The sequence below is a fragment of the Streptomyces sp. NRRL F-5122 genome, from assembly GCF_001507435.1.
GTDB classification, from domain to species: domain Bacteria; phylum Actinomycetota; class Actinomycetes; order Streptomycetales; family Streptomycetaceae; genus Streptomyces; species Streptomyces lannensis.
Window position 1 is genome coordinate 238,406 of record NZ_LMWH01000048.1, and the last position, 19,776, is coordinate 258,181.

General features: G+C 72.5%; 13 protein-coding genes and 6 pseudogenes. 11 read left to right on the forward strand and 8 right to left on the reverse strand.

The window, feature by feature from the left end; genetic code table 11:
- Nucleotides 1-8 precede the first annotated feature (8 nt).
- Together ADL25_RS08840 and ADL25_RS08845 are read left to right on the forward strand one after the other, a co-directional pair.
- Nucleotides 9-899 (forward strand): acyl-CoA dehydrogenase family protein, encoded by an 891-nt coding sequence (locus ADL25_RS08840; protein WP_059127128.1) that lies wholly within the window; start codon nt 9-11, stop codon nt 897-899.
- A gap of 479 nt (nt 900-1,378) precedes the next feature.
- Nucleotides 1,379-1,873, forward strand: coding sequence for an ATP-binding protein (locus ADL25_RS08845; protein WP_079050249.1), 495 nt, complete (start codon nt 1,379-1,381; stop codon nt 1,871-1,873).
- Nucleotides 1,874-2,302: 429 nt separating this feature from the next.
- Here ADL25_RS08845 and ADL25_RS08850 read toward each other — a convergent pair.
- A pseudogene (locus ADL25_RS08850) lies at nt 2,303-3,204 on the reverse strand (cyclase family protein).
- Nucleotides 3,205-3,288: 84 nt separating this feature from the next.
- Between ADL25_RS08850 and ADL25_RS08855 the strand changes: the two are divergent.
- The 4 genes and pseudogenes from ADL25_RS08855 to ADL25_RS45865 form a co-directional block, all read left to right on the forward strand.
- Nucleotides 3,289-4,206 (forward strand): SDR family NAD(P)-dependent oxidoreductase, encoded by a 918-nt coding sequence (locus ADL25_RS08855; protein ID WP_059127094.1) that lies wholly within the window; start codon nt 3,289-3,291, stop codon nt 4,204-4,206.
- A gap of 27 nt (nt 4,207-4,233) precedes the next feature.
- Nucleotides 4,234-5,416, forward strand: a pseudogene (locus ADL25_RS08860) (acyl-CoA dehydrogenase family protein).
- 21 nt (nt 5,417-5,437) lie between these two features.
- Entirely contained in the window at nt 5,438-6,487 is a 1,050-nt protein-coding gene (locus ADL25_RS08865) for a Zn-dependent alcohol dehydrogenase (RefSeq protein ID WP_059127129.1), read from the forward strand.
- Between the two features lie 90 nt (nt 6,488-6,577).
- Nucleotides 6,578-7,798: pseudogene (locus tag ADL25_RS45865) on the forward strand (MFS transporter); the annotation flags it as partial.
- Here ADL25_RS45865 and ADL25_RS08875 read toward each other — a convergent pair.
- The gene (locus tag ADL25_RS08875; RefSeq protein ID WP_234380736.1) at nt 7,742-8,803 is read right to left on the reverse strand and encodes a GlxA family transcriptional regulator; all 1,062 of its coding nucleotides are present in this window, start codon (nt 8,801-8,803) and stop codon (nt 7,742-7,744) included. The pseudogene ADL25_RS45865 and the gene ADL25_RS08875 sit on opposite strands and share 57 nt — an antisense overlap.
- Nucleotides 8,804-8,874: 71 nt before the next feature.
- Here ADL25_RS08875 and ADL25_RS08880 point away from each other — a divergent pair, with 71 nt between their 5' ends.
- Nucleotides 8,875-10,179 carry an MFS transporter gene (locus tag ADL25_RS08880; RefSeq protein ID WP_059127095.1) on the forward strand — a complete coding sequence of 435 codons (1,305 nt, stop codon included), beginning with the start codon at nt 8,875-8,877 and terminating at the stop codon, nt 10,177-10,179.
- 37 nt (nt 10,180-10,216) lie between these two features.
- Here the strand turns inward: ADL25_RS08880 and ADL25_RS45870 are convergent.
- The 4 genes and pseudogenes from ADL25_RS45870 to ADL25_RS08900 all read right to left on the reverse strand — a co-directional run bounded on the left by ADL25_RS45870 (nt 10,217) and on the right by ADL25_RS08900 (nt 15,361).
- Nucleotides 10,217-10,826: pseudogene (locus tag ADL25_RS45870) on the reverse strand (flavin reductase family protein).
- Nucleotides 10,827-10,934: 108 nt separating this feature from the next.
- The gene (locus tag ADL25_RS08890; RefSeq protein WP_059127097.1) at nt 10,935-11,747 is read right to left on the reverse strand and encodes an enoyl-CoA hydratase/isomerase family protein; all 813 of its coding nucleotides are present in this window, start codon (nt 11,745-11,747) and stop codon (nt 10,935-10,937) included.
- Nucleotides 11,748-11,781: 34 nt separating this feature from the next.
- Nucleotides 11,782-13,993 (reverse strand): annotated as a pseudogene (locus ADL25_RS08895) (acetate--CoA ligase family protein).
- A gap of 168 nt (nt 13,994-14,161) precedes the next feature.
- Complete coding sequence (locus ADL25_RS08900) at nt 14,162-15,361, reverse strand: flavin-containing monooxygenase (RefSeq protein ID WP_059127130.1); 1,200 nt, start codon at nt 15,359-15,361, stop codon at nt 14,162-14,164.
- A gap of 258 nt (nt 15,362-15,619) precedes the next feature.
- Here ADL25_RS08900 and ADL25_RS08905 point away from each other — a divergent pair, with 258 nt between their 5' ends.
- The 3 genes from ADL25_RS08905 to ADL25_RS08915 all read left to right on the forward strand — a co-directional run bounded on the left by ADL25_RS08905 (nt 15,620) and on the right by ADL25_RS08915 (nt 17,173).
- Complete coding sequence (locus tag ADL25_RS08905; protein ID WP_059127098.1) at nt 15,620-16,072, forward strand: hypothetical protein; 453 nt, start codon at nt 15,620-15,622, stop codon at nt 16,070-16,072.
- Nucleotides 16,069-16,497, forward strand: coding sequence for a Zn-ribbon domain-containing OB-fold protein (locus ADL25_RS08910; RefSeq protein ID WP_059127099.1), 429 nt, complete (start codon nt 16,069-16,071; stop codon nt 16,495-16,497). Before ADL25_RS08905 ends, ADL25_RS08910 begins: the two co-directional genes overlap by 4 nt.
- Before the next feature lie 67 nt (nt 16,498-16,564).
- On the forward strand, nt 16,565-17,173 hold the full coding sequence (locus ADL25_RS08915) for a GNAT family N-acetyltransferase (protein ID WP_059127100.1): 609 nt from the start codon (nt 16,565-16,567) through the stop codon (nt 17,171-17,173).
- Between the two features lie 37 nt (nt 17,174-17,210).
- Here ADL25_RS08915 and ADL25_RS08920 read toward each other — a convergent pair whose 3' ends face one another.
- Both ADL25_RS08920 and ADL25_RS08925 read right to left on the reverse strand, forming a co-directional pair.
- Nucleotides 17,211-17,876 (reverse strand): pyridoxine/pyridoxamine 5'-phosphate oxidase, encoded by a 666-nt coding sequence (locus tag ADL25_RS08920; protein ID WP_059127101.1) that lies wholly within the window; start codon nt 17,874-17,876, stop codon nt 17,211-17,213.
- Between the two features lie 106 nt (nt 17,877-17,982).
- Complete coding sequence (locus ADL25_RS08925) at nt 17,983-19,146, reverse strand: thiolase C-terminal domain-containing protein (RefSeq protein ID WP_420711340.1); 1,164 nt, start codon at nt 19,144-19,146, stop codon at nt 17,983-17,985.
- A 107-nt stretch (nt 19,147-19,253) separates the two neighbouring features.
- Here ADL25_RS08925 and ADL25_RS08930 point away from each other — a divergent pair.
- Nucleotides 19,254-19,671, forward strand: a pseudogene (locus tag ADL25_RS08930) (acyl-CoA dehydrogenase family protein); the annotation flags it as partial.
- Between the last annotated feature and the right edge of the window lie 105 nt (nt 19,672-19,776).

Here is a 19,776-nt window from a genome sequence, read left to right on the forward strand (position 1 = left end):
CACACGCCGTGTACTTCCGGCCGACCGACGATCAGCGGGCGCTGAAGAAGGCGACACGTGCACTGCTCGCGGGCCGCTTCGGCCGGGACACGCTGCGGGCCGCCGTCGAGCGGCCCGGTGTGCTCGACCGCGCGCTGTGGCGGGATCTGGGCGAGGCGGGCCTCTTCGCGCTGCGGCTCCCGGAGGCGGCGGGCGGGGTCGGCCTCGGGCTGCCGGAGGCGGTGCTGGTCTTCGAGGAGGCGGGGCGGCCGCTGCTGCCCGGTCCGCTGGTGGCCACGCATCTCGCGGCCGGACGCGTGCCGGGCGCGGCGACCGGCGGGACGGTGGTGACGGCCGCCTTTGGCGGCTGCGTGGAGTGGCTGGCGGCGGACGTCGTGGACGGGGAGGCGACCGGTGCCGTACCGGTCACCTCGGTGGACCCGCTGACCCCGTTGCACCGGCTGCCGCGACCGGCGGGGACCGCCGCCGGCGACACACCGGATCCGGTCGCCGTCCTGCTGACCGCCGCCGAACAGCTCGGTGGCGCGGTCCGGGCCTGCGAGGTGGCGGTGGAACACGCGCGGACCCGGGAGCAGTTCGGGCAGCCGATCGGGGCCTTCCAGGCGGTCAAGCACATGTGCGCACAGGGCCTGGTGCGCGTGGAGACGGCCCGCGCGGCGGTGTATGCGGCCGCCGTCACGGCCGATGCCGTCGACATCGCCGCCGCCAGGCTGCTCGCCGACGACGCCGCCGTCCGCGGTGCCCGCGACTGCCTTCAGGTGCACGGCGGCATGGGGTTCACCTGGGAGTCCGATGTGCACCTGCTGCTGAAGCGGGCCTGGGTGCGGACCCAGCGCTCAGGTTTGCATACGGAGAGTGATGAACTTCTGGCCGCCGACCTACTGTCCGATGCCGGGTGAGCGGCCGTGTGCAGGCATTCCGTCAAACCGGCCCGTAGAAGATGTCGCGGATTGTGGCAATCCGGTGTCACTGAGCGTTGATACCGGGTTGTGTCCTACGCGTGACTTGTCACGGACTGGAGTCGGCGCGGTGCTCGGGTACCTTGTGTGGGATGCGAGCGGTTCCGAGTCCGAGCGAGCCCGGTGCGGCCTCTGTGGCGGCGCCGGATCCGGCGCTGCGTACCGCCCGCAGGGCAGGGCGGCCCGTCGTACCTGCCTGTTCGACTCACCACGGCGAGCGTCGCACAGTATGCCGCACGCGTACTCCTTCGCGCTGGAATATGCCCGAAGCGCTTGTTGGGGTGACTGTACGTCAACCATGCTGTCGTGCAAGGGAATCACGGTCCGTGATCCTGGTTCCTGCCATGCAGACGATGACCACGATCGTGGCCCTTGCGAGGCGCGAGGCGATGTGTCCGCCGGTTCGGATGGTGTGAGCGGTGCAGGTGCTTCAAGTGCAGCTGGAGATCCGGCCCGACCCCGCGGAAGTGGGGCGGGCCCGCCGATGGGCCCGCTCCCGCCTCGTGGGGTCGGGCATAGCGGCGGACGAGCCACTGGCTGAGACGCTGGTTCTGCTCGTCTCCGAACTCGTCACCAACGCCGTGGTGCACACCGGCTGTCCCGCCGTGCTGCGCCTGCTGCTGACGGGTGTGCGGGACGACTCCTCCTCCTGTGCCGCGGCCGGCACGGTCCGCCTCGAGGTGGCCGACGCCAGCGCCCGGCCGCCGGCTCCCCGGCATGCGATGGGTGACGAGACGGGCGGCCGCGGCCTGGAGCTCGTCGACGGCCTCGCGGACCGCTGGGGCTGGGATCCGGAGGGCGTGGGCAAGCGCATCTGGTGCGAGGTGGACCGCCGTGCGGCCGGGGCCGCGGGCAGGGCGGCGACGTACGAAGTGGGCGGGGTGCCCCAGGAGTTCGCCTACGGCGTGATGTAGCCGGAAGGGCCCCGGAGGCGGTGCGCACGCCTGTGTGTGCGGCCGTGCGGGCTGCGGAGGGCCGGAGCGGGCCGATGTCGGGTGCGCCGGGCCGTGCATCCACACGCGCCCTCATAAATGGGGCATAGGTGATGAGTTGGCTGGCTGCTGTTGACGTCGCGTATTCGTTTGATCACGCTTATGGACAGCGATTCGCCGTGAGGGGACGCCGAGGGCTCCGGTGACGGGGGTCCTCGACGAGTGCGGATCGTGATTCGGCGTCGGCCCCTCACGGGGAGGGCGGTCCGTGGGACCGCCCGGGGGCAGGGCGGGTACGCCGAGCCGGATGGCGGTGCGCGGTGCCGTGCTCGGGTGAGGTGGGGCGCCTCCCGCTCGAGCGTGGTCAGCGAGCGCGCCGCCACCCGGCCCTTCTCCGTGCGGACCCTGCTCCTAGGGGATCGCCACCGGCGCCACGGGAGTTCCTGTCGCGCCGGTGAACGGTTCCGGCATCGCCGACAGCAGGAAGGTGTAGCGGCCTTCTTGTCCACAGGCTGTGGACAATTCTTCGAGATTCCAGTTCTGGCCCTGCAGCATGCCCATCTCCACCAGGTCCAGGGCGTGGACGGGCAGCCAGAGGTCCTCGATCTCGGGAGGAAAGATCTCGAAGGTGAGGGTGTCGTTCGCAACCGCTGCGGGGTCCGCACCGACAGCCCCGGCGACGGATACCCGTACCCGTTCCTGTCGCCCCCCAGATAGGTCTGGATCTGCCCGGTCCGCACAAGCACGATGTCACCGGCCTGTACGCGTGTACCGGCGAGTTCCTCGGCGGCGTCGAGGTCTTCCGGGGTCACGGCGTGCGCGCCGTCGAGCCGTTTCCGACCGAGCGCCCGGGGCACATCGAGCAGCACCCCGCGGGAGACGATGTGCCGGGGCTTGTCGATCCCGCCGAACGCGGCGCCGCCGTGCGGCGTGATCGTGCCGGCCGGGCGCCCGTTGTAGAGCTTTCCGGAGTGCGAGACGTGGGTGAGGGCGTCCCAGTGGGTCGCCGCCTGGAGCCCCATGGTCACCGCGTCGTCGCTGCACGCCACACTGCCGGGCCCGAAGATCTCCTGGTTGATCTGCACCATCACGTGCAGCGGATTGACCCGTCCGGGGATGAGGCCGGTCTGCACCCCGTCCTGCCGGAGGGGCAGGGCGAGCGGTACACGCCGGCCGCTGCGAACGCAGGCCGCCGCCTCCTTCACCACCTCGTCGCTGATGAGGTTCAGGGTCCCGATCTCGTCGTCATCGCCCCAACGTCCCCAGTTGTTCACGCGCTTGGCCATCTCGTGGAACTCGTCCGGCAGTGACATGAGTCCTCCCCGGGGCTTGTCTCGGAGTATCCGGCGGGTCATAAAATCTAACTGTCCGTCAGAAACTGCGGGATGGGGCCGGGCGTGGGGAACTTCTTGGCAGGCAAGGTCGTCGCCGTGACGGGCGCGGGCCGCGGGATCGGACGGGCGGTGGCGCTGGCCGCGGCGACGGAGGGCGCACGGGTGGTCGTCAACGACCATGGGGTGTCGGTGGAGGGGGCCTCCCCCACGAGCGAGGTGGCCGAGGCCGTCGTGAAGGAGATCGGTGCGGCGGGCGGCGAGGCCGTCGCGGTCGCCGACGACATCTCCACGATGGCGGGCGGACGACGAGTGGTGGACGAGGCGCTCTCCTCGTACGGACACCTGGACGGGGTGGTGTGCGTGGCGGGCATCCTGCGCGAGCGGATGCTCTTCAACATGACCGAGGAGGAGTGGGACCCGGTCCTCGCGACCCACCTCAAAGGCACGTTCACGGTGTTCCGCGCGGCGTCGGCGGTGATGCGCGCACAGCGCTCCGGCACGCTGATCGGCTTCACGAGCGGCAACCACCAGGGTTCGGTCGCGCAGGCCAACTACAGCGCGGCGAAGGGCGGCATCATCTCGCTCGTCCGCAGTGCCGCGCTCGGACTGCACAAGTACGGGGTGACGGCGAACGCGGTGGCGCCGGTGGCACGCACACGGATGTCGGCGAACGTCCCCATGGAGCTGACCGAGATCGGCGAGCCGGAGGACGTGGCGGCGCTTGTGGTGTACCTCCTGTCGGACCGCGCCCGGCAGGAACGCATCACCGGCCAGGTGTACACGATCGCCGGCCCGAAGCTGGCGGTCTGGGCGCAGCCGAGGGAACTGAGGGCGGCGTACGCGGAGGGCTCCTGGACCCCGGAGCGGATCGCGCAGCACCTGCCGGGAACCGTCGGGTCGGATCCGATGCCGCTGCTGCGGCAGCTGGAGGCGATGGAGAGGGCGGCACGGGACGGGGCGCGTCCCAACGCAGAGGGCTGAGCCGCGCCGCGGCGGGCCGACCGGGAGATGTCAGGACACGGATGTGAGGCGGCGACTGTGGAGTTCGGCCCCAACCCCGAGGACCAGGCCTTCCGCGGCGAGGCGAGGGCCTGGCTGCGGGACAATCCGCCCGCAGGGACCCGGCGCGACTGGGAGCGCACCCTCGGTGAAGCCGGCTGGATCGGACTCGGCTGGCCCGAGGGCGGCCACGGCAACCGCCGCGCCACGCTCACCCAGCAGGTCGCCTGGGCGGAGGAGTACGCCGCCTCGGGCGCGCCACCGCGCTCCGGGCACATCGGCGAGAACCTGCTCGCACCCACCCTCATCACCCATGGCAGCCGGGACCAGAAGTCCCGCTTCCTGCCCCCCATAGCGCGTGGCGAGGAACTGTGGTGCCAGGGCTACAGCGAACCGGGCGCGGGCTCCGACCTCGCCGGGGTCCGCACCGCCGCCGTACGCGACACACCGGACACGTACCGGATCACGGGTCAGAAGATCTGGACCTCCCTGGCCCACGAGGCGGACTGGTGCTTCGTACTGGTCCGCACGGACCCGGACTCGCACCGCCACCACGGCCCTGACGTTCCTGCTCGTGCCGATGGACCAGCCGGGGCGCGTCGAGGTCCGCCCGATCCGCCAGCTCACCGGGACCAGCGAGTTCAACGAGGTGTTCTTCGACGGCGCGAGCGCACGCGCCGAACACGTGGTCGGCGGCGAGGGCGACGGCTGGCGGGTCGCGATGAGCCTGCTGGGCTTCGAACGGGGCGTCGCAACCCTGGCCCAGCAGATCGGTTTTGCACGGGAACTGGGCGATGTCGTACGGGCGGCGGTGGCGACGGGCGCCGCGAGCGACCCGGTCGTGCGCGACCGTCTCGTGGCGCAGTGGGCGGAACTGCGGGCCATGCGCTGGAACGCCCTGCGCACGCTGGGTGCCGCGGCGGACCCGGGCGCCCCGAGCGTCGCCAAGCTCCTGTGGGGCCGCTGGCACCAGCGGCTGGGCGAGCTGGCGATGCAGGTGCGGGGCGCCGCCGGGGCGGTGGGCCCCACCGACTGGTCGCCGGAGGCACCGTACGAACTGGACCCGTTCCAGCACCTGTTCCTCTTCAGCCGGGCCGACACCGTCTACGGCGGCTCGGACCAGATCCAGCGCACGATCATCGCCGAGCGTGTGCTCGGCCTGCCGAAGGAACCCAGGGGACCGAAGGGCTGAGGAGTTGCGATGCCAGGGGCCATACGAGGCGTGCTCTACGACGGCACACAGCCGCAGGTCGTCAGCGACCTGCAGGTGAGGGAGCCGGGACCCGGCGAGGTGCAGGTGGCGGTCTCGGCGGCGGGGCTGTGCCACAGCGACCTGTCCGTGGTGGACGGGACCATTCCGTTCCCGTGCCCCGTGGTGCTGGGCCACGAGGGCGCGGGCGTCGTCGCGGCGGTGGGCGAGGGGGTCACCCATGTCCGGCCGGGCGACCATGTGTCGCTGTCGACCCTGGCGAACTGCGGGGCGTGCGCCGAGTGCGACCGTGGCCGGCCGACGATGTGCCGGAAGGCGATCGGACGACCGGGGCAGCCGTTCACGCGGGCCGGCCGCCCGGTGTACCAGTTCGCGTCCAACTCCGCGTTCGCGGAACGCACGGTGGTCAAGGCGGTGCAGGCCGTCCGCATCCCGAAGGATATCCCGCTGCCGTCGGCGGCGCTCATCGGATGCGGCGTGCTGACCGGTGTGGGAGCCGTGCTGAACCGGGCCCGGGTGGGCCAGGGCGAGACCGTTCTTGTCATCGGGACCGGCGGGATCGGCCTCAATGTGCTCCAGGGAGCCCGGATCGCCGGGGCGTCGAGGATCGTGGCGGTGGACGCCAACCCGGACAAGGAGCCGACGGCCCGCAGGTTCGGCGCCACCGACTTCCTCGACTCCGTCGACGAGGTGAGGGACGTGCTTCCCACCGGTGCCGACCACGCCTTCGAATGCGTGGGAAGGGTCGAGTTGATCCGTGCGGCGATCGACTCCCTGGACCGCCACGGCCAGGCGATCCTCCTGGGGGTGCCCCCGGCGACGGCCGAAGCCACGTTCCTGGTCTCGTCGATGTACCTGGACAAGTCCATCCTCGGCTGCCGCTACGGCTCCTCCCGTCCCCAGCGGGACATCGCGCTCTACGCCCGGCTCTACCGTGAAGGACGTTTGCTCCTGGACGAGTTGGTGACGGCCACGTACCCGGTGGAGGACTACGGAAAGGCGGCGGCGGACGCGCACGCGGGGAGGGTCGCGAGGGCCGTGCTGACCTTCTGAGCGGCTCCGGGCAACCGCTCTCGGGGGCTTGTCCACAGGCGCGGGAAAACCCGTGGGCCGCTGTCGGTGCCGTCCCCTACCTTCAGCCCCATGACGTACCGAGACGTGGCCTCCCGAGGGGTTCTGACCTGGGCCGTGGTGGCCGTCGGTGCCCGTATGCCGGTCGCCATGGCCCCGCTCGCCCTGGTCTTCCTCGCCCGTGAGCGGCCCGGCGGCTACACCCTGGGCGCCGCCCTGGCCGCCGCGTACGTCATCGGCGAGATCGTCGGCGCCCCACTCCTCGGGATGCGCATGCCCCCGGACCGTGCCCGCTCCCATCTGGCCGTGGGCCTCGCGGTGGGGGCGGCCGGTTTCGCGGGCCTCGGCGCGTTCCCGGCCGCGCCCGTGGCGGTCCTCGCGGTGCTGGCGTTCTCGCGGGCGGCGCCCCGGCGGCGGCTCCCGGCGGCCTGCGCTCGCTGCTCACGGGCCTCGTCCCCGGGCGGGCCGTCGCCCAGGCCCTGTCCGCCGAGTCGATGCTGATGTCCGGCATCTGGGCGGTGTCGCCGGCCGCGGTCACCGGTCTCGCTCTCGCGGTGGCGCCCCGGGTGCCGCTGCTCCTGGCGGCGGCCCTGATGGCCGCCTCGGTCGTCGGACTGTGGCTGCTGCCGTCCGGCTGGGACGCGGGCACCGAGGAGCGGGGCGGCATGTCGATGACCCGACTCCTCGCCCGCGCCTGGCCGGTGTATGTGACGGGTGCGGCCAGTCTGTCCCTGCTCCCCCTCGCCGAACTGGTCCTTCCCGCCCTGCTCGAACAGCGCGGTGTGTCCGTCGGCTGGGCGGGCCCGCTGCTGACGGGGCTCGGCGGTGGGCGCGTTCGTGTACGGGCTGCGCTCGTGGCCGGGCGGGACGCGCGCCCGGAGCGTGGTCCTGATGTGCGGACTCTCGGTGTGCCTGACGCTGGCCGCGCTGGCACCGAACACGGCCTGGACGGCCGCGGCACTCGTCATGGGCGGCGCGCTCCAGGCGGCCGTGCAGGTCACCCGGAATCTCGCCCTGCGCGAGATCCTCCCGCCCGGCGCGCTGGCCGCGGGCTACTCGGTGATGTACGCGGCCGTGGGCGCCGGCTACGCGGCCACGGGCTCCCTCGCGGGCGCCCTGCTCCACTTCGTCGCGCCCTCGACCGCGATCCTGGCGGGCGTCGCCCTGACCCTCGCGCTCACGGCCCTGGGCGCCTGGGGCGAGGGTCCGCGGCGCCCTTCCGCTTCCCTCGCCGGCTCATCCCTCGCCGACGGCGAGGGGGGTGCGGTTTCCACCGCCGGTGCGGACGGCGGGAGGGTCGTCCGGCTCCGCGACACGCGTGCGGAACGTCCGCCGATACACCGTGGGGGTGACCCCGAGCGCCGCCTGTAGGTGCTGGCGCATCGACTGGGCCGTGCCGAACCCGGCGTCCCGCGCCACCAGATCGACCGAGAGATCGGTCGACTCCAGCAGTTGCCGGGCGCGTTCGATGCGCTGCCTGGTCAGCCACTGGCCGGGGCTGACGCCGACCTCCTCGCGGAAGCGGCGTGTGAAGGTGCGCACCGACATGGACTCCTGCTCCGCCATGTCGCGCAGCTGGATGGGCTCGTGGAGGCGTTCGAGCGCCCAGGCGCGGGCGGCGGTCGTGGTGGCCAGCTGCGGTTCCGGGAGCGGGCGGTGGATGTACTGCGCCTGGCCGCCGTCGCGATGGGGCGGTACGACCGTGCGGCGGGCCACCTCGTTGGCGACGGCGGTGCCGTGGTCGCGGCGCACCATGTGCAGGCACAGGTCGATACCGGCCGCGACACCGGCCGAGGTCAGGACGTCGCCGTCGTCGATGAACAGCACATCGGCGTCGACCCTGATCCGCGGGAAGAGCCGCTGGAAGTGCTCGGCTTCGGCCCAGTGCGTGGTGGCGGGGCGGCCGTCGAGGCGACCGGCGGCCGCGAGGACGTAGACGCCGGTGCAGATGGAGGCGAGCCGGGTGCCCGGGCGGATGTACGCGAGCGCCGCGGCCAGCTCCTCGGTGAGCACGCCCTTCTCGAGGACGGGGCCGAGTTCGTAGGACGCCGGGATGACGACGGTGTCGGCGGTGGCCAGCGCCTGCGGGCCGTTGCCGACGTGGATGGCGAAGTCGGCGTCGGTCTCGACCGGACCCGGTGGCCGGACGGAGCAGGTGAGGACCTCGTACAGATGCCGCCCCTCGGCGTCCTTGGGGCGTCCGAAGATCCGGTGCGGGATGCCCAGTTCGAAGGGGAGCAGTCCGTCGAGGGCGAGGACGACGACGCGGTGCGGCCGGAACGCTGGCTCACGGGTCATGGCCCGATCCTAGCGAACACTGTCCCTCGGGCCACTCGATCGGCTGGATCCGCTGTCGGATCCTGTATGTCGTGACCCAGACAACCGACGCCGCAGTCGCCGAGGACGCCCGGACCGACAAGAAGCCGTCCCGCGTCCACCGGGCATGGTTCGTCGCGGTGGTCACCTTCGTGACGATCATCGGCGCCGCCGCCTTCCGTTCACTGCCCGGACTGCTGATCGACCCGTTGCACCAGGAGTTCGGCTGGTCGCGCGGCACGATCGGCGCCGCGGTCTCCGTCAACCTGGCGCTGTACGGGCTGACCGCGCCGTTCGCGGCGGCCCTCATGGACCGCTTCGGCATCCGTCGGATCGTCGCCGTGGCCCTCGCGGTCATCGCGCTCGGCTCGGGCACGACCGTCTGGATGTCGGCGGCCTGGCAGCTGATGCTCTGCTGGGGGCTGCTGGTCGGCCTGGGCACGGGCTCGATGGCGCTTGCCTTCGCGGCGACGGTCACCAACCGGTGGTTCACCGAGCGGCGCGGTCTGGTGAGCGGGATCCTCACCGCCGCCTCCGCCTCGGGTCAGCTGATCTTCCTTCCCGTGCTGTCCTGGATGGTGGAGGGCCACGGCTGGCGCCCCGCCGCGGTGACGGTCTCCCTCGCCGCCCTGGCGGTCATCCCCTTCGTCTGGCTGCTGCTGCGCGACCACCCCGCCGACGTGGGCCTGAAGCCGTACGGCGCGAAGGAGTTCGTGCCGCGTCCCGAACCGGCGCGCGGGGCCGCCCGCCGCGCGGTCACGGTGCTTCTCTCGGCGGTGCGCACGGGTCCGTTCTGGCTGCTGGCCGGCACCTTCGCGATCTGCGGGGCCTCCACGAACGGCCTGATCCAGACCCACTTCGTCCCGGCCGCGCACGACCACGGCATGCCCATCACGGCGGCCGCTTCCCTCCTCGCGGTCATCGGCGTCTTCGACGTGCTGGGTACGGTCGCCTCGGGCTGGTTCACGGACCGCTACGAACCGCGGCGTCTGCTCGCGGTGTACTACGCCCTGCGCGGCATCTCCCTGCTCTTCCTGCCGATGCTCCTGGCCCCGACGGTCCGTCCACCGATGATCTTCTTCATCGTCTTCTACGGCCTGGACTGGGTCGCCACGGTCCCGCCCACCCTTGCGCTGTGCCGGGAGCGGTACGGCGAGGACAGTGCCATCGTCTTCGGCTGGGTCCTCGCCTCGCACCAGGTCGGCGCGGCCCTGGTCGCCTTCCTCGGCGGCGTCGCACGGGATGTGTTCGGCTCCTACGACGTGGTCTGGTACGCCTCGGGCGCGCTGTGTGCGGCGGCGGCCCTGATGGCGCTGGTGATCCGGCGGCGCCCGGCGGTGATGCCCGCACTCGCCTGAACGGGAGGGCCGGCCGGGCGGCGGAGTGCCGTGCCCGCTAGACGAACCGGCCCCGGTGGAACAGCAGCGGCCGTTCCTCGCCGTCCGTCCCCCGTCCCGAGAGCCCGTACCCGGCCCACCACGATCAGATGGTCGCCGCCGGTGTGCACGGCGTGGATCGCGCAGTCGATCCACGCCGTGGTGCCCGTCAGGCGCGGGGCACCGGAGAACGGTGCCGGCTCATGGTCGACGCCGGCGAACTTGTCCCCGCCGCTGACCGCGAAGCCGCGGCACAACGCGCCCTGGTGGCTCGCGAGTACGTTCACGCAGAAGACCCCGGCACGGGCGATCCGCGGCCAGGTGGTGGAGGCCCGGCCCACCATGAACACCACCAGCGGCGGGTCGAGCGAGAGCGAGGAGAAGGACTGGCAGGCGAAGCCCGCCGGTGCCGTCCCGCCGTCGGTCGCGGGCGCGGTGATCACCGTGACACCGGTGGCGAAGTTCCCGAGGACGCGCCGGAACTCGCCCGGGTCGACCGGCGCCCTCTCGTCCCCTGCGACGCACCGCAACTCGGGCCTGGATAAGGCTTCGACGGGCCCCACGGCCGTGCGCGTCCCGGCCGACCTGAGGTAACGGACGGCGGTCGCCGCCATCCCTGCGTGTCCCATCACGGCATCCATTAAACCTGACGGAGCGTCAGATGAAAAGGGCCGCGTGGAGCAGGAGATCCTGAGCGGCCGAGCGCCCTCCGCGGGCGTGCGACGGCCGTTCCGCCGTCACCGGCCCTCGAACGAGGCGCCGCGCCGCTCCACGAAGCTCGCGACCCCTTCCCGAGCATCCGCCGTCGTCATATTGATCTCCTGAGCGGCGGCCTCGGCGGCGAAGGCGGTGGCGCGGTCCGTCTCCAGCGAGGCGTTGACCAGCTGCTTGGTCAGTGCGAGGGCACGGGTGGGACCGGCGGCCAGGCGTTCGGCCCACTCCCGGGCGGTCTTCTCCAGGGCGTCGGCCGGTACGACCCGGTTGACCAGACCGAGACGCTCCGCCTGCGGTGCCGTCAGCGCGTCGCCGAAGAACATCAGCTCCTTCGCGCGCTGCGGCCCGACGAGCCGCGGCAGCAGATACGCTCCCGCGCCGTCCGGGACCAGGCCGCGGCGCACGAACACCTCGATGAACCGGGCGGATTCGGCGGCCAGGACAAGATCGCACGCCAGGGCGAGGTGCGCGCCGAGACCCGCGGCGGTGCCGTTAACGGCGGCGATCACCGGCTTCTCGCAGTCGAGGACCGCGGCGATCAGGCGCTGGGCGCCCCGGCGGAGGGTGCGGGCCACGTCACCGGGGATCCGCTCGCCTCCCGCCACCGCGCCGCGCAGATCGGCGCCCGCGCAGAAGCCGCGGCCCCTGCCGGTGAGGACCACGGCGCGTACGTCCGGGTCGGCGGAGGCGTCGAGAAAGCCCCGGATCAGGTCCTCGCGCAGGTCGGGGGTGATGGCGTTGAGGGCGTCGGGACGATTGAGGGTGAGCCGGCGCACGTGCGGGTCCGTGCTGCGCAGTACCCGTGACTCGACGGGATCTTCCGGGGAGGACGTCATGACGCTCCGTTTCGTGTCTCGGCCGATCCGCGTCTCAGCGGCACACCGCCAGCGCGTCCAGCGCCACGGCCCCCTGCCCTCTGGGCAGCACCATCAGGGGATTGATGTCGAGCTCCGCGAGCCCGTCACCGAGCTCGAGGGCCATGCGCTGCACACGGAGCACGACCTCGACGAGCGCGTCCAGGTCCGCCGGGGGGCGCCCGCGGACCCCGTCCAGCAGGGCACGCCCGCGCAGTTCCTCGAGCATGTCGCGTGCCTGCTCCTCACCGAAGGGCGGCACCCGCACGGCCGTGTCCCGCAGCACCTCCACGAGCACACCGCCGAGGCCGACCGTGACCGTCGGCCCGAAGAGCCGGTCGTGCCCGACGCCGACGACCATCTCGACACCGCGCTCCACCATCTGGCACACGAGGACGCCGTCGAGTTCGACCCCTTCGTAGTGCGCGATGTCGGTGAGTTCCCGGTAGGCGTCCGTGACCTGGCTCGCGGAGGTGAGTCCGATCTTCACCAGGCCGAGTTCGGTCTTGTGGGCGATCCGTGCCCCGGACGCCTTCATCACCACCGGGTAGCCGACGAGGCCCGCCGCGCGCACGACCGCCGCGGCGCTGGTCACCAGCTGCTCGCGCGGCACACGGATGCCGTAGGCCCGCAGCAGCTGCTTCGCCGCGTGCTCGCTCAGCTGCTGCCCCGGCCGCATCAGCGCCTGCGCCTTGCGGAAGGAGGGCGAGGCCGTGCGGGGCGCCGCGTCGAAGGGGGAGCGGTAGTCGCGGACGAAGCGGTGGTGGTCGAGATGCGCGCGTACGGCCGTCAGGCAGTTCGCGACGGTACGGAAGGTGGCCACGCGTGAGGACCCGAGCAGGGTCTCGCGGTAGGCGGGCTCGGTGCCGACCGGCGACCCCCAGACCACGCACACCAGTTTGTCCGTGTGCTCCGCCGCGTCCACGAGATCCTGCACGAGCCTGTCGCTCAGCGGGGGGGAAGGGCCCGGTGACGGGGCAGATGAGCACGCCGACCCGGGGATCGTCCAGGATCGCGTCGATGATCTTCCGTCCATGCCAGTCGCCCACCGGATGACCGCCGTTGTCGACGGGATTGGCGACGCTCAGGTACTCGGGGATCCACTGGTGCAGCCCCGCCTGCTTGGCCGCGGACAGGACGGGCAGCTCCAGTCCCGCCTCGGCGGCCAGATCCGCGACGTGCGCGCCCGTTCCGCCCGAGATCGAACACGGCGCGCGGTGCGTGTGCCCGGGCCAGGAGGGCGGCGGTGTCCTGGAGTTCGTCGAGCCCGTCGACGCGTATGACCCCGTACTGCCGCATCGCCGCGTCGACCACGTCGTCCGCGCCGGTCAGTTTGCCGGTGTGCGAGGCCGCAGTGCGGGCGCCGGTCCCGGTGCGGCCGACCTTGACCGCGACCACCGGTACTCCGCGCCGGGCGGCACGGTCGGCGGCGAGGAGGAAGGAGCGGCCGTCCTTCAGCCCTTCGATGTAGCAGGCGATGGCGCCGACCTCGGGCTGCTCGGCGAAGTAGGAGAGGAAGTCGGCGGTCTCCAGGTCGGCCTCGTTGCCGGTGGGGGCCCAGTGGGAGAGCCGCACACCCAGCTCCTGCAGGGCGAAGACGGGCCGCCCCTGGTGCCCGGACTGGGTGATGAGCGCGATGGCCGGGCCGTCGAGGTCGTCCCGGAACCGCTCGAAGGCGTTGAGGTTGGTGTTGGGCCCGAGCAGCCGGGTCCCGGACCGCTCCGCCGCGGCCGCGAGCCGCGCCTGCGCGTCCGCGCCCTCCCCGCCGGTCTCGGCGAACCCGGAGGCGAAGGCCACCGCGAACTTCACCTTGGCGGGCCCAGTTCCTCGAACAGCGGCAGGGGGTCGGAGACCAGCAGGACGGCCAGATCGACCTGCTCGGGCAGGTCGGAGAGAGTGGGGGAGCAGGGCACCCCGAAGACGGAGCCGCGGGTGGGGTGCACCGGATGCACCCGGGCTCCGACCCGCCCGGCCCAGTCGAGCAACTGCCGGGTGATGCCGGTGTTGGGCCGCCCCTCGGCGTCCGACGCGCCGACGACGGCGATCGACCCGGGCCGGAAGAACCGGTCCAGATCGGGGACCTCGGCGTACAGTGGACGCCCGCTGACGTCGACGTCCGCGCCTTCGGCGGGCCTGCCGTGCACCACGGGCGAGGGCTGCTCGTCGCAGGCGAGGGCCCGGGCCCGGCGGGCGTCGGTGGTGAGAGTGCCGTGGGTTGATCCAAGCATCGGTCCACCCGCTCCTGTGTGATACAGCTCGGTTAACTGACGCAATGTCAGATTAGTGAACTGATGCAGCGTCAGGAAGGGGCGGAGCGGCACCCGGTGCGGAGCGGCCGCGCCTCCCCGGTGCCCGCACCGCCGGCGACGCCTCCTGCGGCCGGCTCCGGCCCGGACTCAGAGTGCCGCACGGTCGCGCGCGGTGCGGCGGGCCACCGCCTTGGCGATTCTGCGGGCGTCGATGGCCAGTTCGCGGAACATGCCGCTGATCGGATTGGTGAAGCCGGTGAAGTACAGGCCGGGGGCGGTGCGCGGGCAACGGGCACCGTGGACGACCGGCCTGCCGTGGGCGTCCAGAACTCCGAGATGACCCACGAGGCCCTCCAGGGCGCGTACATAGCCGGTCGCGGCGATCACGGCGTCCGGCTCGATCCGGCTGCCGTCGGCCAGGACGACCTTGCCGTCCTCGAATCCCTCGACGGCCGCCACGATCTCCACCCGACCCTTGCGCACGGCGTCGATGAGTCCGACGTCCTGCACGGGGATGGCGCCCTCCTTGACACGGGAGTAGAGACCGGTGTCGGGCCGGGGCAGGCCGTGCGCCGACAGGTCCGGCACGCTGATCCTGGCCATCGGGCCGGCCAGTCGGTCGACGAGCCGCACCGGAAGCCGCCGTACGAGGATCCCGGTGAACTGGGCCGCCCATCCGGCCGTGGAGCGGCGCACCACATGGGGGGAGGTGCGCACCGACAGCCGCACGCGGGAGGCCCCGCCCTCCGCCAGGTCGACGGCTATCTCGGCACCCGTGTTGCCGACGCCGACCACGAGGACGTCCCGGCCCGCGTGCGGCGCCGGGTTGCGGTACTCGCCGGCGTGCAGGAACTCACCGCCGTAGGTGTCCCGGCCGGGCCAGTCCGGCATGCGCGGGGTGTGGTTGAAGCCGGTGGCGACGACCACGGCGCTGCCCGTCAGTTCACGGCCGCCGGTGGCGTGCAGCAGCCACCCGGTGCCGTCCGCCGCGGGCTCGATGCGCGAGACCTCGACGCCGGTGACGATCTCCAACTGGTGGTGTTCGGCGTACTTCTCGAGATAGCGCACCACGTCGTCGCGGGCCACCCACCGCCCGAAGGACCGCGGCATCGCCAGTCCGGGCAGGGCCGACAGGCGCCGCGTGGTGTGCAGGCGCAGCCGGTCGTAGTGGCGCCGCCAGGACGCCCCGACGCGGTCGGACTTCTCCAGGACGACGGCCCGAACGCCCTGGGCGCGCAGCGCGTACGCCGCGGCGAGCCCTCCCGGCCCGCCGCCGATGACGTACACCGGTCGGTCCTCGTGCGACGGCACCGCTGGGCGCGACGAAGTGGTGGTCGAGTCGGCCATGAGCGGAGCGTATCCGCGCATGTCGTTGATGGGTCTCGGTCAAGACCGGAATCGGTTGCGAATCGATCACGGCTGTAGGAGGAGTGCGCGGAGCCCGTGTCGTAGTCCGACCGGTTGTGGTGGACGGGTGTGCGTTCCTGTCGCTCGTCCGCGGAGGGCGGGAAGCGGCGGTGCGGCACGGGGCTCTTGCGCGGAGCGGGCCCGTGCGCTGAACTGACGTACCGTCAGGTATGGGCTCGGTGGGAGGCGGGGCGCCGCATGGACACGATCTGGCTCACCGGAGCGGAACGGCTCGCCGTGCTCCGCATCGGTCTCGGCCTGTGGTGGCTCGAGAGCTGGCGGCACAAGGACAGGAAGGCGTGGTTCCAGCGGGGCACCGGGATCGCGTGGGCCGCGGACGTCGCCTCCGGGCACCGGTGGACGGCGGTGCGCAGGGGGTTCGACGTCGTCGTCGCGCCCCGGCCGCGGACGACGGCCTACGTGGTCGTCCACGCCGAACTGGCCATCGGTCTCGGCCTGATCGCGGGCCTTCTCACCCCGGTCGCCCTGGCCGGCGGACTGCTCCTCAACGTCCTCTACTTCGTCCTCATGATCCATGACTGGGCCGAGCAGGGACAGAACTCGATGATGGCGCTGATCTCGGTGGTCGCCCTGTTCGGGATGTCGTGGCAGACCTGGGCGGCCGACGGTGCCCTGGGGCTGTTCCGGTGAGCGGGGCGCCGCAGGGCGGGCCCCGCTACGACGAGCCCGAGACCGACGCCTTCACGCGGACGTACTGGGACGCGGCGGCGCGGGGGCGGCTGCTGATCCGCCGCTGTGCCGCGTGCGGGCGCGCGCACCACTACCCGCGGGAGTTCTGCCCGCACTGCTGGAGCGAGGACGTGGTCTGGGAGGCGGCGAGCGGCCGGGCCACGCTCTACACCTGGTCCGTCGTCCACCGCAACGACCTGCCCCCCTTCCGGGACCGCACGCCGTATGTGGCCGCCGTGGTCGACCTCGCGGAGGGTCCGCGGATGATGACGGAGGTGGTGGAGTGCGAGGAGGCCGAACTGCGCGTGGGGATGGGACTCAGGGCGACCTTCCGGGCGGTGGGGTCCGTGGCCGTACCGGTCTTCCGGCCGTCGCACCGGGGCTGAGGGCGACCCCGTCGCGGAAGCCGGAAATCGGGAGGTGCGGAAGCGCCGTACGGGTTTCAATGGCCCGATGGCCGACTTCGAGAAGAGCTCCGCGGTGCTGGTGACCCCCTTCCCCGAACTGCGCGGCCACGGGCTGCTGCTGTCCTCGTGGGACCCCGGGTCCGAGGAACATGTCGAGGCGCATCTGCGAGGGCTGACCGATCCCGACTTCCGCCGGTGGAACACCCCCCTGAAGACCGTGGTGGACCGGCAGAGCGCACATGACTCGCTCAGGTCGAAGGCGAAGCACGCGGCCGACGGGACGAGCGCCCCGTTCCGGATCACCGACGCGGAACGCGGTACGACACTCGGGCACATCGGCGTCAATGACATCGACCGGGTCATGCGCACCGCCCGCGTCGGCTACTGGGTGCTGCCCGAGGCCCGTGGCCGGGGCGTGGCCACCCGCGCACTGGCCCTCGCCGCCGACTGGGCCCTTGCCGGCCTGGGCCTCCATCGTCTGGAGCTGGGCCATGCCCTGGGCCACGAGGCGTCCTGCCGCATAGCCGAGCGGTGCGGCTTCCGGTACGAGGGCACCTTGCGCGGAGCGATGTTCGAAGCGGGACGGCAGGACGCCTTCCGGGACGAGCATCTGCACGGCCGAATCGCCGGGGACCCGGAGCCGACGGTCCCGTAGCCGTCACGGATCGCGGGGAGCCGGGGCGGCTCCCCGCTCAGGGCCACAGCAGTTCCCTCGCCCACCCCTGTTCCGTGCGGCGGTAGACCAGGCGTACATGCCGGCGCCGTTCGTCCCCCTGGAAGAACTCCACCTCCTGCGGACGAACGCGGTAGAGCGTCCAGGACGGCACCGGGGCGTCGGGCTGCCGTTGCGCCCGCTCCCACGCCTCCTGCGAGGCACGCACCAACTCCTCTGCCGATCCGAGCACTTCGCTCTGGCGGCCGGTGAGCGCCGCGGCCAGCGCGCCGGTCGAGCGGGCGTGCAGATCCGCCTGACCCTCGGCGGCGGGCGCGGCCGAGACCGGTCCGCGCACCCGGACCTGACGGCCCTGCACAGGCCAGTAGAAGCCCAGCGCGGCATACGGTCTCGCCGCCAGTTGCCGGCCCTTGCGGCTGCCCGTGTGTGTGGCGAACGCCCATCCCTGTGCGTCCGCGCCGTGCAGCATCACGATGCGGACGTCCGGTGTTCCGTCCGGGTCCGCCGTCGCCAGCGACATCGTGTGCGGTTCGCGCTGTCCCGCGGCCACCGCCCGGGCGAACCACTGAGTGAACAGTGTCAGCGGTTCCTCCGGTGCCGTCGACGGGTCGAAGGCGGGCAGTTCGGTGGTCTCCGGGTCCCACACCTTCAGGGTCCTGAGCAGCTCGTGAAGATCCGTTCCCATGCCTCGAGTATCACCGCCGCACCCGAGGGCGAGGGACATGCCGGGCCGTCGCCCGTGCGGCGGCGGCCGGGTGCGCGACGCACTCGCGGCAGCGCCTTCGCACCGCTCACCGCCCGAGCACCAGCGTCCCCGACGAGCAGAACCAGCCCCCCGTCCCGGAGGCGACCCCCAGCCGGGGCAACACGCCGCCACGCCGGCGCACTTGACGGTCCCCGGCCTCACCGCGCAGTTGCCGCACCGCCTCCACCAGCAGGAACAGGCCCCGCATCCCGGGATGCTGGGCCGAAAGCCCGCCCCCGTCGGTGTTCACCGGCAGCTCCCCGCCCCGCACCAGCAGCCGCCCCTTCTCCACGAACGGGCCTCCCTCGCCCTTTCCGCAGAAGCCGAGGTCCTCCAGTGTCACCAGCGTCATATAGCTGAAGGCGTCGTAGATCTCCGCGAAGTCGACCTCCTGCGGGCGCACCCCCGCGCGCTCGAAGGCGAGCCTGCCGCTCACGGCCGCGGGGGACACGGTGAAGTCGGGCCACTCGGACATGGCCGCGTGCGAGACGTGCTCGCCGGCGCCGAGCACCCACACCGGTGCGGTGCGGCAGTCCCGCACCAGGTCCTCGGCCACCAGCAGCACCGCAGCGCCACCGTCGGAGCGTATGCAGCAGTGGAGCCTGGTGAAGGGATCCGCGATCATCGGGCCGGACAGCACCTCGTCGACCGTGACGGGGTCGCGGAACATCGCCTCCGGGTTGGCCGACGCGTTGGCCCGCGCCTGCACCGCCACCTCGGCCAGCTGCTCGATGGTCGTGCCGTACCGGTGCATGTGGCGGCGGGCCGCCATCGCGTACTTGGCGATGAGCGTGTGGCCGTAGGGCACCTCGAACTGGAGGGCGCCGCGGGCGCCGAAGGCCAGTGTGCCGGTACGGCGTCCCGCCCTGATGTCGGCGCGGGCGGTCGAGCCGTGGACCAGGAGCACCGCCCGTGCGCGGCCGGCCGCGATCGCGTCCACGGCGTGCGCCGCCATGACCTCCCAGGTGGAGCCGCCGACGGAGGTGGAGTCCACCCAGGTGGGTCTGAGCCCCAGGTACTCGGCGACCTCCACCGGCGCCAGTGTGCCGAGCCCCGCCGAGGCGAAGCCGTCCACCAGAGCGCGGTCGAGGCCCGCGTCGGCCAGGGCGCGGCGGGCCGCCTGGGCGTGGAGGGTGTAGGGCGTCGCCTCGTCGACCCGGCCGCAGTCGGACAGCGAAACGCCTGCGATCGCGGCTCTCCGAGCGGTCATGGGAGTCATGGATCTGACGGTACATCAGATCGTTGGCCGCCGGACCTGTGCATACGCAGCCCGCCGCTCTAATATGACGCCTCGTCAGATGAGGGAGGGGTCTGCCCATGGACGCCCGCTTCACCGCAGAACAGGACGAGATCCGCCGCACCGTGCGGGAGGTGCTCGCGGCACGCTGCGGGCCGGAGGACGTCCGGGCCGCCGTCCGTACCGACGCCGGGTACGACCCCGCTCTCTGGGCCACGCTCGCCAAGCAGCTCGGTCTGCCCGGTCTGGCGCTCCCCGAGGACTACGGCGGCGTCGGCTGCACCGTCACCGAACTGGCCCTCGCGAGCGAGGAGGTCGGCCGCGGCCCGGCCCCCTCCCCGCTGCTGTCGACGGCCGTCCTCGCCGCGCCGCTGCTGCTCGCCCTCGGCACGGAGGACCAGCGCGCGGAACTGCTGCCCCGCATCGCCTCGGGTGAGCTGACCGCCGCCCTGGCCGTGCCGGGCACGGCCCTCGCCACCGCCCTCGCTCTGGTCGGCGGCGACCGGGGGGTGCCTCTATGTCTTTCGTCAAGCGTGGCGTGGGGTTCTGGGTTCGTAGAAGGTGCCGTCGCGGAGCATGGCGAACAGCACGTTGATGCGTTGT

Bases quoted from the DNA above. Each gene is read 5' to 3' on its own strand.
- ADL25_RS08875 (WP_234380736.1), bottom strand. From the start codon at position 8,803: ATGACCCGTGAGCCAGCGTTCCGGCCGCACCGCGTCGTCGTCCTCGCC.
- ADL25_RS08890 (WP_059127097.1), bottom strand. From the start codon at position 11,747: ATGACGTCCTCCCCGGAAGATCCCGTCGAGTCACGGGTACTGCGCAGC.
- ADL25_RS08900 (WP_059127130.1), bottom strand. From the start codon at position 15,361: ATGGCCGACTCGACCACCACTTCGTCGCGCCCAGCGGTGCCGTCGCAC.
- ADL25_RS08905 (WP_059127098.1), top strand. From the start codon at position 15,620: ATGGACACGATCTGGCTCACCGGAGCGGAACGGCTCGCCGTGCTCCGC.
- ADL25_RS08915 (WP_059127100.1), top strand. From the start codon at position 16,565: ATGGCCGACTTCGAGAAGAGCTCCGCGGTGCTGGTGACCCCCTTCCCC.
- ADL25_RS08920 (WP_059127101.1), bottom strand. From the start codon at position 17,876: ATGGGAACGGATCTTCACGAGCTGCTCAGGACCCTGAAGGTGTGGGAC.
- ADL25_RS08925 (WP_420711340.1), bottom strand. From the start codon at position 19,146: ATGACCGCTCGGAGAGCCGCGATCGCAGGCGTTTCGCTGTCCGACTGC.